Source organism: Allobosea sp. 2KB_26, from assembly GCF_052115715.1.
In the GTDB taxonomy this organism is placed as follows: domain Bacteria; phylum Pseudomonadota; class Alphaproteobacteria; order Rhizobiales; family Beijerinckiaceae; genus Allobosea.
In genome coordinates this window covers 550,740-564,282 of sequence record NZ_JBFRHE010000002.1, presented here as the reverse complement: position 1 = coordinate 564,282, position 13,543 = coordinate 550,740, and the positions used below count along the sequence as shown (strand labels likewise).

Below are 13,543 nucleotides of genomic sequence, written 5' to 3'. Positions count from 1 at the left end.
AGACCGAGGCTCCGCCATGTCGAACCTTCCAGCATCACGCGCGATCCTGCCCGAGGGCTGGCCGGTGCCGCGCGGCTATGCCAACGGCATGGTCGCCGAAGGCCGTGTGCTCGTGACAGGCGGTCTCGTCGGCTGGAATGAGCACGGTGTCTTCGCCGAGGGGTTTCTGCCGCAGCTCCGTCAGACCCTCGCCAATATCAAGGCTGTGGTCGAGGCCGGCGGCGGGCGCATCGAGGATATCGTGCGGCTGACCTGGTATGTCACCGATATCGAGGCCTATCGCGCCAGCCTGAAGGATATGGGGCCGATCTATCGCGAGACTCTCGGGCGGCATTTTCCGGCGATGGCGGTCGTTCAGGTCGTCGCGCTGGTCGAGCCGCAGGCGCTGATCGAGATTGAGGCGACGGCGGTGGTCGCGGGCTGAGGACGCTGCGACCCGCCATCCTGCATCCGGCGAAACGATCTCGATCGATCAGATGCCGGCGCCGTCCTGAAGCGCGGCTGATGGGTGCTTCTGCCACAGCCGGGCATGAAGGCCGCGCAAGGTCGGGCGCAGGGCGAGGTCGCCGAGCGCGAGGACACCCGAGACGCCGGGCCGGCCGGTCAGTGCAAGGGCTGCTCCGAACAGTCCTGCCGTGCTGAGCAGGCGCCAACTCACGGCGCTCCACCAGAGCCGCCGATCCGGCGTGCCGGGAGCGCCGATCAGGCGGTTGCGCGCCTGTCGCAGGCGGTCGGCCGTACCGAGCGCCTCCGCCGGGTTCAGGCTTCGCCCCGCGCCCGGCTCGGCGACCACGAAACCAAAGGCGACCGTTTCGTTGCTGATCCGATCGATCAGGATAAAGCCGCCGAGATCCCGGCTCTCCTGATAGGGCAAGGTGGCCAGCGGCCGGTCGAGCCGCAGCGTCACCAGGCCGATCCCGTTCATGCGCAGGACCTGCGCCGGCACCGGCTTGAAGCCCTCGATGTCGATGCTGTGATCCAGCGCGCCGATCGTGGCGTTCACGGCCTGGGTCGCGAGCTTCAGCACGAACTGACCGCCCTCCAGCATGGCGCGCTCGCCAGTCCATAGCAGCCGCGCCCGGAGCTCGCGCCGGACGGGAACCGGGCTCGCCGCGGAAGCGATGACGTCCCCGCGCGAAATGTCGATCTCGTCAGCCAGGGTCAGGGTGACGGCCTGCCCCGCCGCCGCGTTGCTGGCTTCGCCTGACGGGGTAATCAGCCGCGCGATCGTGCTGCTGCGCCCGGACGGCAGCACTGTGACGGCATCGCCGACGCGGGCACGGCCGCGGGCCGCTGTGCCGGCATAGCCACGGAAATCCAGATCGGGTCGGTTCACCCATTGCACGGGCAGGACGAAGCCGGCCTCGTCGCGCGTCTCCTGTTCGACGACGATGGACTCCAGCAGAGGCAGCAGCGCCGGTCCCGTATGCCAGGGCATCGCGGCTGAGGGGCGCATCACATTCTCGCCGTCCCGCGCCGAAACCGGGATGATGTCGATCGACCTGAAGCCGAGGCTCTTCACCGCTGCGCGATAATCCGCAGCGATCCGTTCGAAAACGGCTTCGTCGTAACCGACGAGGTCCATCTTGTTGATCGCGACCACGACGTGGCGGACGCCGACCAGCGAGACGATGAAGGAGTGGCGCCGTGTCTGCGGCAGCAGGCCCTTGCGGGCGTCGACCAGAATGATGGCGAGGTCGGCGGTCGAGGCGCCGGTCGCCATGTTGCGGGTATATTGCTCGTGGCCCGGCGTATCGGCGACGATGAAGCTGCGCTTCTCCGTCGCGAAATAGCGATAGGCGACATCGATGGTGATGCCCTGCTCGCGCTCGGCCGAGAGCCCGTCGACCAGCAGCGCGAAGTCAGGCTCCGCACCTTGCGTGCCGAATTTGCGGGAATCGGCGTCGAGGGCGCTGAGCTGATCGTCGAAGACCGCTCCGGCCTCATAGAGCACGCGCCCGATCAGCGTCGACTTGCCGTCATCGACCGAGCCGCAGGTGATGAAGCGCAGCAGCGAATGCTGGGCGGTTTCGCTCAGTCCGGAGGCATCGTTGGCGGGGAGTGGAGCCGTGGCGCCCGGGCGCTTCTTCTCGGCGGCGACTGCCATCAGAAGTACCCTTCCTGCTTCTTCTGTTCCATCGAGCCGGCGCCGTCATGGTCGATGACACGGCCCTGACGTTCGGAGGCGCGCGATGAGCGCATCTCAGCGATGATGTCGGTGAGGCTTGCGGCTTCGCTCTCGACCGCGCCGGTCAGCGGGTAGCAGCCGAGCGTCCGGAAGCGGACCATGCGGGTCTCGACGACCTCGCCGGGCGCAAGCTCCATGCGCTCGTCGTCGCGCATGATCCAAGCTCCCTCGCGACGAACGACGGGACGCGGGGCGGCGAAGTAGAGCGGTACGACCGGAATGTTCTCGAGTGCGATGTAGTCCCAGACATCGCGCTCGGTCCAATTGGAGAGCGGAAAGACGCGAAAGCTCTCGCCCTTGTGCTTGCGGGTGTTGAAGAGCTGCCAGGGCTCCGGGCGCTGGTTCTTCGGATCCCAGCGATGCTCGGCGCTGCGCAGCGAGAAGATCCTCTCCTTGGCGCGGCTCTTCTCCTCGTCGCGCCGCGCGCCGCCGAAGGCGACATCGAATTTGTGCAGGTCGAGCGCCTGCTTCAGCCCTTGCGTCTTCATCACGTCGGTATGGACGCGCGAGCCCGAGGCGAAGGGCCCGATGCCGGCCCTGACCCCGTCCTGGTTGATATGGACGAGCAGATCGAGCCCGAGCCGCTCGGCCGTCTCGTCACGGAAGGAGATCATCTCGCGGAACTTCCAGGTCGTATCGACATGGAGCAACGGGAATGGCGGCTTGGCCGGATAGAACGCCTTCAGGGCAAGATGCAGCAGAACAGCGGAATCCTTGCCGATCGAATAGAGCAGTACCGGCTTGTCGCAGGTCGCCACAACCTCGCGCATGATGAAAATCGCTTCGGCTTCGAGCTTCTGCAGATGGCTGAGCTGGATCATGGCCGGACCTCCACCGCTCCGGCTGCCTTGGCCCGGGCCAGCTTCCCGTCTGGCCCGACATGCAGGCCGCATTCCTTGGCCGCGTCGTCTTCCCACCACCAGCGCCCGGCCCGCTCCGGCTCAGCCGGCGCGATCGCACGGGTGCAAGGCTGGCAGCCGATCGAGACAAAGCCCTTGTCGTGCAAAGGATTGAGCGGGATTCCTTCTGCCTTGGAGAAACTCAGCGCGGCCTCGCGCGACCAGTCGAGCAAGGGGTTGAACTTGATCAGGCCGCGCTCAGTATCGGCCTCCGCGAGCGCGACGCTGCCACGCGCCGCCGACTGGTCGGACCGCAAGCCGGTGATCCAGATCTCCGCTCCGTCCAGGGCCCGGCCGAGCGGCTCGACCTTGCGGATGTCGCAGCAGGATTTGCGGGCCTCGCGGGAGGCATAGAAGCCGTTGATGCCGTTCTGACGGACATAGAGCTCGATCGCGTCATGGCGCGGGTAGAATGGCCGGATCGCCAAACCATAGCGGCGCTCGGTCTCCTCCCAGAGACCGTAGACCTCGGGAAAGAACCTGCCGGTGTCGAGGGTGACGATCTCTATCGGAAGCCCGGCACGAGCGATCAGATGGGTGAGGACCTGATCCTCGAGGCCGAAACTGGTGGTGAAAACGATCCGTCCCGAAACCGCCTGGCGCAATCCCATGAGACGGTGGCGCGCATCCGACTTGCCGAACGCGCGAACGAGGTCAGCAGCGCGCTCGGGCAAGCCAATTGCATCAGTAGGCGCGCCTTGTTGTGCGGATAGGCGCGGATCGAAGGGGTCTCTGGCCATGGCCTTGGCCGCCTGTATTGTTCTGTAAATCGAACAATTCAGCTATACCCGAACGCCCAACGGGGCAATTCACATGAGGTAGTGTGGTTTTTCTTATTTCACAAAATGAAGAGAAGAACCTTTCGCCGATGCTGGCGCCTCAGCGGGGATGGCCATGCCCGGAGATGAAGGCCTCAGCCGCAATGCGGCTGGGCGCCGGCGCTCCAGAACGGCGCATCCTCGCCAGCGCGCGGAATGTTGCGGCGATCGGTGGCCCGCAGTTCGGCCGGCAAGGCCACGACGCTCTGCCACCAGCCATGGGCGCATTCGGAGCGGAAGGCCATCTGGTCGCTCAGGCTCGTGCCGACGGCGCGGAAGCCCGCTTCCAACGCAGCAACGGCAACCCGGATCGCGGCCTGCGTCTGCTCCGTGCTCTCGCGCGCGTCGGCGCAGAAGGCAGCGGTGAAGGCGGTGACGTCATGGGCCAGCTCGGGATAGGCGCCGGCATCGAGGCTCCAGGCCTTCATCCATTCCCGCGAGACGAGCGCGACCGCCTCATCGAGCGGTCGCGTGACGACCTTGCTGGCCGTGGTCCGCATATGGCGCATCAATTCGGCACGCGCATGCTGGTGGCGCGCGGCGATCGCGGCCTCCTTCATGCGCGCAATCGCGGCCTCGGCCTCGGCGAGACACTCGTCGACCGGATGGGTCATGATTCAGCAATCCTTAGGGCAAGCGGGCGAGCGCATCGATCATGCGCTCGAACAGGCAGTCGGCGTCGACCTCGTTGACGACGAAGGCGTTCGCTGGGCGCTTCGTCCTGCCGTTCCAGTCGATGGTCGAGCGGCCCCGGACATTGCCGACGAGCTCGATTTCGACGTGGCAATCACGGCCCTTGAACAGTTCGGGCCAGAGCAACCAGGCGATGACGCATGGGTCGTGCATGGGGTGGGCCGCCGTGCCGAGCCCGCCCGGACGCGGACGCGTCAGCATGCCATGAACCGCCCGCCCCGTGCGGGTACCGAGCCCGTCCAGCCGCGCCATGGCCGCCGACGAGGCGATCGCCTGATGCGTCGCATGCAGGCCAAACAGCGTGACAGGAACGCCCGCTCCGAGGACGATGGCCGCGGCATGCGGATCGACATAGAAATTGAACTCGGCCGCCGGTGTAATATTGCCGAGGCCCATAGCTCCGCCCATCACCACGATCTCGCGCAGTCTCGGCGCAAGCTCCGGGGCGAGGCGCAAGGCCATCGCGACATTGGTCAGAGGGCCCAGCGCGCAGATCGTGATGCTGCCATCCGCGGCCGCGCGCAGGATCTCGACGATCCCCTGGACGGCATGGCCGGGAGCCGCCGACGAGGCGGCGGGCGGCAGTCCGGCGCCGCTCAGGCCGTCGGGGCCGGACACGAATTCCGCGGTCTCGAGCGGCTCCAGCATTGGCTGCGCCATGCCCGCCTGCACGGGTACATCGGGGCGCGCCGCCAGATCGCGGACGCGCAGCGCGTTGGCGGTGGTCAGGTCGATCCCGACATTGCCCGCGACCGTGCTGACCAGGCGAATGTCGAGTTCGTCCGGCTGCGCAAGGGCGAGCAGCAGGGCAACAGCGTCGTCCTGCCCGGGATCGGTGTCGATAATGATCGGCCGTGCCATCTCAGGCCGCCAGCGCCGGGGCGGACATGATGAGATGGCTGAGATCGTCGGGGGTGAGATCGCCGATCGGCAGGTCGTGCAGCTTGCGACCGCTGCGCAGGATCACGACCCGGCTCGCCAGCGCGACCACGTCGCGCATGTTGTGGCTGATGAGCAGGACCGTGCGTCCCTCCGCCTTGAGATGGCGTACGAGATCAAGCACTTGCGCCGTTTCCTTGACGCCGAGCGCAGCGGTCGGCTCGTCCATGATGATGACCTCGGCGTTCCAGCGAAGCGCCCGCGAGATCGCCACCGCCTGGCGCTGCCCGCCGGAGAGCCGCTCGACCGGGCGCGTCATGTCCTCGATCTGCACCGACAACCGGCGCAGATAGCCCCTCGCCTCGTCCGCCATCCGCGCCTTGTCGAGCACGCGCAGGAAAGGCAGCACGAGCGGGCGCGTCAGCTCGGCGCCCATGAAGACATTGGCGGCGATCGACAGGCGCGGCGCGAGGGCAAGCTCCTGGTAGATCGTCGCCACGCCCTGCTCGAGTGCGTCATGCGGCGAGCGGAAATGCACCTCGCGGCCACGCAGGCGAATGGTGCCGGCGGTCGGTGCCTCGGCACCCGACATGATCTTGATCAGCGTCGACTTGCCGGCGCCATTGTCGCCGCAGATTGCCAGCACCTCGCCGGCATGGACGTCGAGATCGATACCGCTCAGTGCCTGGACGGCACCATAATTCTTGCCGATCGAGCGCATCGCGAAGATGGGCTCCGAGGCCGCCTTGTCTGTCATCCGCATGCTCTCCGGAAGGCGCGCAGCGGGCCGGCGCGAGGGCCGGCCCGCACAAGGACCACCCTATTTCAGGAAGTCCTTGACGTTGTTCTTGTCGACGACGACTGCGTCCATGAAGAGATAGGGGCCGGTCGTGATCGCGCTCACCGGCTGCTTCTTCACGGCGATGGCCTCGACAGCCTCGACCGCCTTCACGCCCATTTCCTCGAAGGGAACGGTGACGGTCGCGAGGAAGGTGCTGTCCGGGTCGGCAATGCGACGATAGGTTTCGGCGCCGCCATCGACGGAAACGAGCGGAATTTCGCCCTTCTTCACGCCCTGCGCCTTGAGCAAATCGTCGATGATGTAGGCCTGACCGTCAAAGGAGGCCCAGATACCGTTGATCTTGCCCTGGTTGCGCAGGAGCAGCGCCTGCACGCCGCTGCGGACATCGTCGCGCCAGCTTTGGGTACGCGCCATGCCGTGCTTGCCGACTTCCTTGACCGCAGTGTTCTCGGACAGGACGACGTCGAGCACCTTGCCGCGAATGCGTGAGGCGATATTGCCGTCGAAACGCACAGACATCAGGTTTCCGGTATAGCCCATCTGCCCGAGCAGATAGAGGGCTGCGTCCGCACCGACCTTGTATTCATTGGTCTGGATGTCGAACAGCGAGTACGGCCCGGCGCCGGACTGGACCGTGATGACCGGGATGCCCTTGTCCTTCGCGGCCTTGAACTGGGCTTCCGCCTCGACCGGTTTGCCCATGGCGACGATGATGGCGTCGACCTTCTTGGCGATCAGCGCATCGAACTGCTCGGCGTGCTTCGGCAGCGCGCCTTCGGAATTCAGCAGGGTGACGTTCCAGCCCTTGGCCTTGGCCGCAGCTGCAGCCGCATTTGCAACGCGCGCATGCGTCTCCGAGGTGAACTGGAAGCCGATGACGCCGAGCTCGAATGCGGAGGCGCTGCCGACGCCCCAGGCCAGCGCCAGACAGCTGACCGCAACCATCTTCACGAACTTCATGACTACCCCCTCCGGACCGCGCGGATGGCTGCGCGGCGTTGTTGCGTTCAAACCTTGAAGGCTGCCTTCCGCACCACGCTGGCCGAGAATGCGACCGAGCCGATGATGATGATGCCAAGCACGATATCCTGCACGTAATAGGCTGCGCCCATCAGCACGAGCCCGTTGCCGAGCACCTTGAGCACGAGCGCGGCAAAGACCGTGCCGGCCACATTGGGCTTGCCGGGCTCGAACATCGTCATGCCGAGCAGCACGGCCGCAATGGCGTAGAGAAAATAGTCGCCGGCCATGTTCGGAGCGGCGGAGGACAGGCTCGCCGCGAGCAGCACGGCGGTGATCGAGGCGAAAACGCCGGCCAGCAGCAGGCCAAGTCGCTTCATCCGCATGGTAGCGATGCCCGCGAGCCGCGCCGCCTCATCCGCCTCGCCGGTTGCCGCCATATGGGCGCCGGTGCGGGTCCATTTCAGCAGCACATAGGAGATGCCGGTCGCCGCAAGCAGGAACCAGATCAGATTGGGCAGGCCGAGCGTCGTTCCGCGTGCCAGGCCGGTGAAACCGGCCGGCCAGCGCCCGACAAAGGCGACGCCCTGCGTGATCATGAAGGCAAGCCCCTTGGCGATGGCGGCCGTGCCCAGCGTCACGATCAGCGAAGGAACCTTCAGCACCGTGACGCCAAAGCCGTTGAAGGCCCCGAGCCCGGCGCCCACCGCAAGAGCAGCCAGGACCGCGATCGCGGGGTCATAGCCCGCCTGGATGAACCAGCCGGCGGCGACTGCAGCCAGGCTCGCGACCTCGGCGATCGAGAGATCGAGCTCGGCGATGGTCAGGGCGAGCGCAAAGCCGAGTGCAAGGATGGCGAGGAAGCTCGTGTCTTTGGCGATGTTCAGGAGGTTGCCCGGGCTCGCGAAATTCGGCGCGAAGGCGACGAAAAATCCAATCAGGGCGAGCCCCGCCAATGCGGTGCCATGCCGTTCGACAAGCGTGCGCATTCAGTGCGTTCCCCGCAACGGAAGCGCCATGCGGCCTCTGGGCAGCGCAAAGGGCTGATGGGGAGACAGGATCGAAGGTCGGGGCATCATGTCATGACAGCGGGCGAGCGGGCATTTCATCCAAACCGGCCGAAGCCGTACCGAATGGAACAACCCAACCCTAGTGCGGGGCCAAGGCGAATGCGAGCCGACGCAACGGGTTGAGAGCGAATTCTCCACGTCCAATTGCGCAACGTCAGGCCCTTGCTGCACGTGCGGCCTCTCGCTCGCGCCAACCGGCGAGCTGACGACCGATTGGAGCCAGAGCCTGCTCTGCCTGCCGGAAGAGTGCAAACAGCCGGTCATAGGGTTCGCGTGAGGCCGGGTTCGGCTGGTAGACCCGCGCCAGCCTGACAAGCGTTTCTTGCGCTGAAGCGAGATCCGGAAAGCGTCCGAGAGCGGTCCAGGCGACGATGGCCGCGCCGAGCAGACCATGCTCTTCGCCTTCGACGACGCCGACCGGCCGGCCGAGGATATCCGCCTTGATCTGACACCATTGGGGATTGGCAGCCCCGCCCCCGCCGAAGCGAAGCTCGGCGATCGGCCGGCCGGATGCTGCCTCGGCACGCTCCAGCACAACACGATTGAGGAAGCCGACGCCCTCCATCACCGCCCAGGCCAAGTCAACCGCGCGGTGGCGGCGATTGAGTCCGACCAGAGCCCCGCGCAGCGACGGGTCCCAGTACGGCACGCGTTCGCCCTGGAGATAGGGCAGGAAGATCACCGGGTCGGCATCGCGCGGTTCCGCAAGGACGCGGCCAAGCTCGCGACCGGCCTGCGCGGGTTCGCCCTGGAAACGACCGAGCAGTTCGAGCAGCCAGGTCAGCGTGTCGGCCCCGGTCTGGCTCGGGCCGCCGAGCTGGGTGAGCCCGGCGCCCCAGTCCACGGTCATCAGTCCCTCGGCCCACGCGGCCCGGGCATTGACGAGACCCAATACCTCGGTCGTCCCGGACAAATTGTAGCCGAAACCCGGACGCATGGCGCCCAACCCGACCACGCTCGCCCAGGTGTCGTTCGCCATGGCGATCACGGGCCTGCCGGCGAGATGGCCAAGCGCGCCCTCCAGTCCCGGCTGGACATGGCCCATGATCGCAACCGGCTCGCGTAGCGGCGGAAGAAGTGTCGCCGGCAGGGCGGTAGCGCCGAACAGAGAACCGCCGGCGGGCGCGGCCGCTGCGGCCGCCTCCAGCCGCGCGTGCGAAACAGTATCGCTCGCCACGACCCCGGTCAGGCGCAGATTCAGATAGTCCTTGGGATCGAGAACATGTGCCGTGGCCGCGAGGATGTCCGGCTCGGACTGTTTCAGCCACCAGAGCCGCGCGAGCGGATGGAAGGCATTGAGGCTCGCGGTCTCCGGATGCTCCTTCGGGCACGTGGCCAGAAGCGAGGGCAGCGTCGTGTCGGCGCGCGTATCGCGCCAGAGCATGGCGGGACGAAGCACCTGGCTGTCGCGATCGACGAAGACCTGCGTGCGTGTCAGCGCCGAGATCGCCAATGCCTCGACCTGCCCAAAGAGCGTGGGATGGGAAGCCTGGAGCACGGCTGCGCTCTCGTGGAGCGCGCTCCACCAGAGATCGGGATCGATCTCGGCGGCGCCGCCTTGCTCGACCGGCACCCGCATGACGATGCTGTGACGCGCCCGAAGCTGCCCTGCCTCATCGACGAGGGCCGCGCGAAAACTGGTGCCGCCGAGATCGCAGGCGAGAACCATGCTCACCGGCGAATGCTCCCGTCGTCACCCCGCCTGCCGGACATCACCCTCACCTGCATCGCCCTGATCCATCGCTCCCTGCCAGGATCTGCCTCATAGCAGGGGTGCGGGCGGGCGCGTAGCGCCCGCCGCCGGAAGCTGGGGATCAGGCGAGCGCGGCTTCGGTTTCGTCGACCAGCCGCCAGAACAGGCGCACGCCGCCGTCCGGCGCGGTCTCGAGGCCGGGCACTGCGGAGAGCAGCTTTCGGGTATAGGCATGCTCCGGCCGGTCGAAGATGGCGTCGCGTGTCCCCTCCTCGACGATCCGGCCCTCGTTCATCACGACGACCCGGTCGGCGACCTGCTCGACCACGCCGAGATCATGGCTGATGAACAGGCAGGAGAAGCCGTGCTTGCGCTGCAGCTCGGCGAAGAGCTCCAGCACCTGCGCCCGCACCGTGACGTCGAGGGCCGAGACCGGCTCGTCGGCGATCACGAATTTCGGACGGCGCACCACGGCGCGTGCGATCGCGATGCGCTGCCGCTGCCCGCCGGAGAGCTCGTGCGGATAGCGTGACGCGAAGCCGTCAGCGAGGCCGACCTCCGCCAGCACCTCCTGCAGCCGCGCCGCCTTCTGGGCCGCCGTCATGCCGGGCACCAGCCGGAGCGGTTCGGCCACGAGATCGCCGATGGTCATACGCGGATCGAGCGAGGAATAGGGATCCTGGAACACCATCTGGCAGTTCAGCCGGTAGTCCCAATAGGCCGTCTCGCTCTTGTCGATCGGCTTGCCCTCGAAGCGGATCTCGCCGCTGGTCGGCTTGATCAGGCCCGCGATCGCATGGCCGAGCGTCGTCTTGCCGGAGCCGGAGCCGCCGACGACGGCGACGACCTGGCCCGGCGCGACATCCAGGCTGATGCCGTGCAGCGCGCGCTTCGGCGCCTCCTTGCGGAAGAAGCCCTGGCGTCCGCCATAGTCGATCACGAGGTCACGCACCGAGACGATCGGCGTGCCGGCTTCCGGCAGTGCGCGCGCCGGGCCGCGATGCGGCATCGCGGCCAGCAGCTTGCGGGTATAGGGGTGTTTCGGGCGCGCCAGCAGCTCCTCGGTCCGACCCTGCTCGACGACATCGCCCTGGCACATCACGATCGCGCGGTCGGAATAGCGCGCGATCATGCCGAGGTCGTGGCTGATCATCAGCACAGCGGTGTTGTTGGCCTTGGTCAGGTCGACCATCAGCTCCAGCACGTCACGCTGCACGACGGCGTCGAGCGCTGTCGTCGGCTCGTCGGCGATAAGCAGCGCCGGCTTCAGCAGCATCACGGAGGCCAGCATGATGCGCTGGCGCATGCCGCCGGAGAACTGATGCGGATACGAAGTCAACGCCCCTTCGGGATCGCGGATGCCGACACGCCTGAGCATGTCGAGGATCAGCTCCTTACGCTCGCCGGCGCTGAGCTTGCGATGCAGCGCCAGCCCCTCGTCGAGCTGCCGGCCGATCAGCATCGACGGGTTCAGCGAGGTCATCGGCTCCTGGAAGACCATGCCGACACGCGAGCCGCGCATGGCGCGCAGCTGCTTCGGCTCCATGGTCGTGACCTCCTGGCCCTCGAACCTGATCGAGCCGGCGACACGCCGGACCGCCGGGGGGATGAAGCCCATCAGGGCGCGGGCGGCGAGCGTCTTGCCGGAGCCGGACTCGCCGACGATGCCGACGATCTCGCCTGGCGACACCGAGAAGGTGACGCCGTTGACGACGCGCTTGCCGGTGCTGCCGATCTCGAGCGTGAGGTCGTCGACGCGCAGAAGTGTTTCGGACGAGGCCATCACATCCCCCTCATGCGCGGGTCGAGCTTGTCGCGCACCGCATCGCCGAGAAGATTGATCCCGAGCAGCGTCAGCGAAATGCACAGGCCGGGGAAGATGCCGAGCCAGACGGCCTGGCCGATATAGGGCCGCGAACCGGCGAGCATGTTGCCCCAGGTCGGGGCCGGTGGCGGCACGCCGAGGCCGAGGAAGGAGAGCGCGCTTTCTGCCAGCAGCACATAGCCGAACATCGAGGTCGCGAGCACGGTCAGCGGCGCGATGCAGTTCGGCAGGATGTGGCGGGCCATGGTGAAGCCCTCGGAATTGCCCATCACGCGGGAGGCGGCGATGTATTCGCGCTCGCGCAGCGAAAGCACGGTGCCGCGCACGATGCGGGCGACTGAGGGCGCGTAGGCAATGCCGAGCGCGACGATGATGCCGTATTTGTTGGCCCCCACCACCGCAAGCAGGCCGAGCGCCAGCAGGATGCCGGGAAAGGCGAGCAGCGCATCGTTGAAGGCCATGACGATGCGGTCGAACCAGCCGCGGAGATAGCCGCTGAAGACGCCGATCACGGTGCCCAGCGTCACGGCAAGCGTCACGGTCAGCAGGCTGATCCAGACGCTCGTCGCGGCGCCCGCCATCAGGCGGGAGAGCACGTCGCGGCCGAACTCGTCGGTGCCGAGCCAGTGCATGGCGCTCGGCGCCGCGAGCTTGGCGCGGAAGCTGAGCTGCAGGGGATCATAGGGTGTCCAGACCGCGCCGGTCAGGGCGACGACGAGCAGGACACCGATGAGCAGACCGCCCAGCAGGGCGTTGGGTGCGGGGAGCTTCATTCGGCTGTCACCCGCGGGTCGAAGATGGGATAGCACAGGTCGATCACCAGATTGACGAGGACATAGGTGAAGGCGACGAAGAGCAGGCAGCCCTGGATCACCGGGTAATCGCGCGCGAAGATCGAATCGACCAGCAGACGGCCGAGGCCGGGAATGGTGAAGACGGTCTCGACCACGGCGATGCCGCCGAGCAGGTTGCCGAGCACGAGACCGATCAGCGTCCAGGTCGGCCCAAAGGCGTTCTTGAAGGCATGGCGCCAGAGCACGGCGCCTTCCGAGAGGCCCTTGGCGCGGGCATGGGTGATGTAGTCGAGCCGCAACACCTCCAGCGTCGAGGCGCGCGCCATGCGCAGGATCACGCCGATCTCATGCAGGAACAGCGTCAGAATCGGCATGACGAGGTAGAGGATGCCGCGCGTCGTGTCCTCGCCGATCGAGACATAGCCGACGACCGGCAGCCATTCGAGCTTCAGCCCGAAGAACAGCAGCAGCAGCAGGCCGAGCCAGAAGGTCGGGATCGAGAGCAGCAGCGTCGCCAGGCCGACGAGGGTGAGGTCGAGCGAGCTGTTCTGGCGCCAGGCCGCGATCACGCCGGCCGGCACGGCGACCAGGCAGGCGAACAGCACCGCAACCAGCACCACCTGCGCACTGATGAAGAAGCGCTGGGCGATGAGCGGCAGGACCGCCTGTTGCGAGTTGATCGACTGGCCGAGGTCGCCTTGCAGCAGATTGCCGAACCAGATCGCGAACTGCATCGGCAGGCTGCGGTCGAGACCCAGGCGTGCCCGGAGATCGGCCAGGCTCGCCGGATCGGCGAGGTCGCCCAGCATGAGCTGGGCTGGATCACCCGGGATCAACCGGATCAGGACGAAGACCGAGACTGCCACGATGAACAGTGTCGGCAACGCCATCAGGATGCGCGTGAGCGCGAAACGCAGCATTG

The 13,543-nt window shown here is 66.9% G+C and carries 13 protein-coding genes; 1 reads left to right on the top strand and 12 read right to left on the bottom strand.

Annotation, left to right across the window (positions count from 1 at the left end):
- Positions 1 to 16 precede the first annotated feature (16 nt).
- Positions 17 to 424, top strand: a complete 408-nt coding sequence (locus AB4099_RS10755) for a RidA family protein (RefSeq protein ID WP_113519281.1) — start codon at positions 17 to 19, stop codon at positions 422 to 424.
- Positions 425 to 472: 48 nt separating this feature from the next.
- On the opposite strand, the gene cysN is transcribed toward AB4099_RS10755, so the two are convergent.
- The 12 genes from cysN to AB4099_RS10695 form a co-directional block, all read right to left on the bottom strand.
- Positions 473 to 2,107: a sulfate adenylyltransferase subunit CysN gene (cysN, locus tag AB4099_RS10750; protein ID WP_441478045.1), complete on the bottom strand. Its 1,635-nt coding sequence runs from the start codon at positions 2,105 to 2,107 to the stop codon at positions 473 to 475.
- Positions 2,107 to 3,009, bottom strand: a complete 903-nt coding sequence (gene cysD, locus AB4099_RS10745; RefSeq protein WP_441478044.1) for a sulfate adenylyltransferase subunit CysD — start codon at positions 3,007 to 3,009, stop codon at positions 2,107 to 2,109. The genes cysN and cysD overlap by 1 nt, the downstream gene beginning before the upstream one ends.
- On the bottom strand, positions 3,006 to 3,827 hold the full coding sequence (locus AB4099_RS10740; protein WP_441478043.1) for a phosphoadenylyl-sulfate reductase: 822 nt from the start codon (positions 3,825 to 3,827) through the stop codon (positions 3,006 to 3,008). Before AB4099_RS10740 ends, cysD begins: the two co-directional genes overlap by 4 nt.
- A gap of 173 nt (positions 3,828 to 4,000) precedes the next feature.
- Positions 4,001 to 4,519 (bottom strand): hypothetical protein, encoded by a 519-nt coding sequence (locus AB4099_RS10735; RefSeq protein ID WP_441478042.1) that lies wholly within the window; start codon positions 4,517 to 4,519, stop codon positions 4,001 to 4,003.
- 13 nt (positions 4,520 to 4,532) lie between these two features.
- A complete protein-coding gene (locus AB4099_RS10730) occupies positions 4,533 to 5,459 on the bottom strand; it encodes a nucleoside hydrolase (protein ID WP_441478041.1) in 927 nt (308 codons plus the stop codon).
- Position 5,460: 1 nt separating this feature from the next.
- Positions 5,461 to 6,234 carry an ATP-binding cassette domain-containing protein gene (locus AB4099_RS10725; protein ID WP_441478040.1) on the bottom strand — a complete coding sequence of 258 codons (774 nt, stop codon included), beginning with the start codon at positions 6,232 to 6,234 and terminating at the stop codon, positions 5,461 to 5,463.
- A gap of 63 nt (positions 6,235 to 6,297) precedes the next feature.
- On the bottom strand, positions 6,298 to 7,239 hold the full coding sequence (locus tag AB4099_RS10720) for a sugar ABC transporter substrate-binding protein (RefSeq protein WP_441478039.1): 942 nt from the start codon (positions 7,237 to 7,239) through the stop codon (positions 6,298 to 6,300).
- 47 nt (positions 7,240 to 7,286) lie between these two features.
- Positions 7,287 to 8,228, bottom strand: a complete 942-nt coding sequence (locus AB4099_RS10715; protein WP_441478038.1) for an ABC transporter permease — start codon at positions 8,226 to 8,228, stop codon at positions 7,287 to 7,289.
- A gap of 235 nt (positions 8,229 to 8,463) precedes the next feature.
- The gene (locus tag AB4099_RS10710) at positions 8,464 to 9,978 is read right to left on the bottom strand and encodes a xylulokinase (protein ID WP_441478068.1); all 1,515 of its coding nucleotides are present in this window, start codon (positions 9,976 to 9,978) and stop codon (positions 8,464 to 8,466) included.
- A gap of 145 nt (positions 9,979 to 10,123) precedes the next feature.
- Entirely contained in the window at positions 10,124 to 11,785 is a 1,662-nt protein-coding gene (locus AB4099_RS10705) for an ABC transporter ATP-binding protein (protein ID WP_441478037.1), read from the bottom strand.
- On the bottom strand, positions 11,785 to 12,600 hold the full coding sequence (locus AB4099_RS10700; RefSeq protein WP_069880963.1) for an ABC transporter permease: 816 nt from the start codon (positions 12,598 to 12,600) through the stop codon (positions 11,785 to 11,787). Before AB4099_RS10700 ends, AB4099_RS10705 begins: the two co-directional genes overlap by 1 nt.
- Complete coding sequence (locus AB4099_RS10695; protein ID WP_069880964.1) at positions 12,597 to 13,541, bottom strand: ABC transporter permease; 945 nt, start codon at positions 13,539 to 13,541, stop codon at positions 12,597 to 12,599. The genes AB4099_RS10700 and AB4099_RS10695 overlap by 4 nt, the downstream gene beginning before the upstream one ends.
- Positions 13,542 to 13,543: the final 2 nt, after the last annotated feature.

Coding starts and splice junctions, on each gene's coding strand:
- AB4099_RS10710 (WP_441478068.1), bottom strand. CDS start 9,978: ATGGTTCTCGCCTGCGATCTCGGCGGCACCAGTTTTCGCGCGGCCCTC.
- AB4099_RS10730 (WP_441478041.1), bottom strand. CDS start 5,459: ATGGCACGGCCGATCATTATCGACACCGATCCCGGGCAGGACGACGCT.
- cysN (WP_441478045.1), bottom strand. CDS start 2,107: ATGGCAGTCGCCGCCGAGAAGAAGCGCCCGGGCGCCACGGCTCCACTC.
- AB4099_RS10740 (WP_441478043.1), bottom strand. CDS start 3,827: ATGGCCAGAGACCCCTTCGATCCGCGCCTATCCGCACAACAAGGCGCG.
- AB4099_RS10700 (WP_069880963.1), bottom strand. CDS start 12,600: ATGAAGCTCCCCGCACCCAACGCCCTGCTGGGCGGTCTGCTCATCGGT.
- AB4099_RS10705 (WP_441478037.1), bottom strand. CDS start 11,785: ATGGCCTCGTCCGAAACACTTCTGCGCGTCGACGACCTCACGCTCGAG.
- AB4099_RS10720 (WP_441478039.1), bottom strand. CDS start 7,239: ATGAAGTTCGTGAAGATGGTTGCGGTCAGCTGTCTGGCGCTGGCCTGG.
- AB4099_RS10725 (WP_441478040.1), bottom strand. CDS start 6,234: ATGACAGACAAGGCGGCCTCGGAGCCCATCTTCGCGATGCGCTCGATC.
- AB4099_RS10695 (WP_069880964.1), bottom strand. CDS start 13,541: ATGCTGCGTTTCGCGCTCACGCGCATCCTGATGGCGTTGCCGACACTG.
- AB4099_RS10715 (WP_441478038.1), bottom strand. CDS start 8,228: ATGCGCACGCTTGTCGAACGGCATGGCACCGCATTGGCGGGGCTCGCC.
- AB4099_RS10755 (WP_113519281.1), top strand. CDS start 17: ATGTCGAACCTTCCAGCATCACGCGCGATCCTGCCCGAGGGCTGGCCG.
- AB4099_RS10735 (WP_441478042.1), bottom strand. CDS start 4,519: ATGACCCATCCGGTCGACGAGTGTCTCGCCGAGGCCGAGGCCGCGATT.
- cysD (WP_441478044.1), bottom strand. CDS start 3,009: ATGATCCAGCTCAGCCATCTGCAGAAGCTCGAAGCCGAAGCGATTTTC.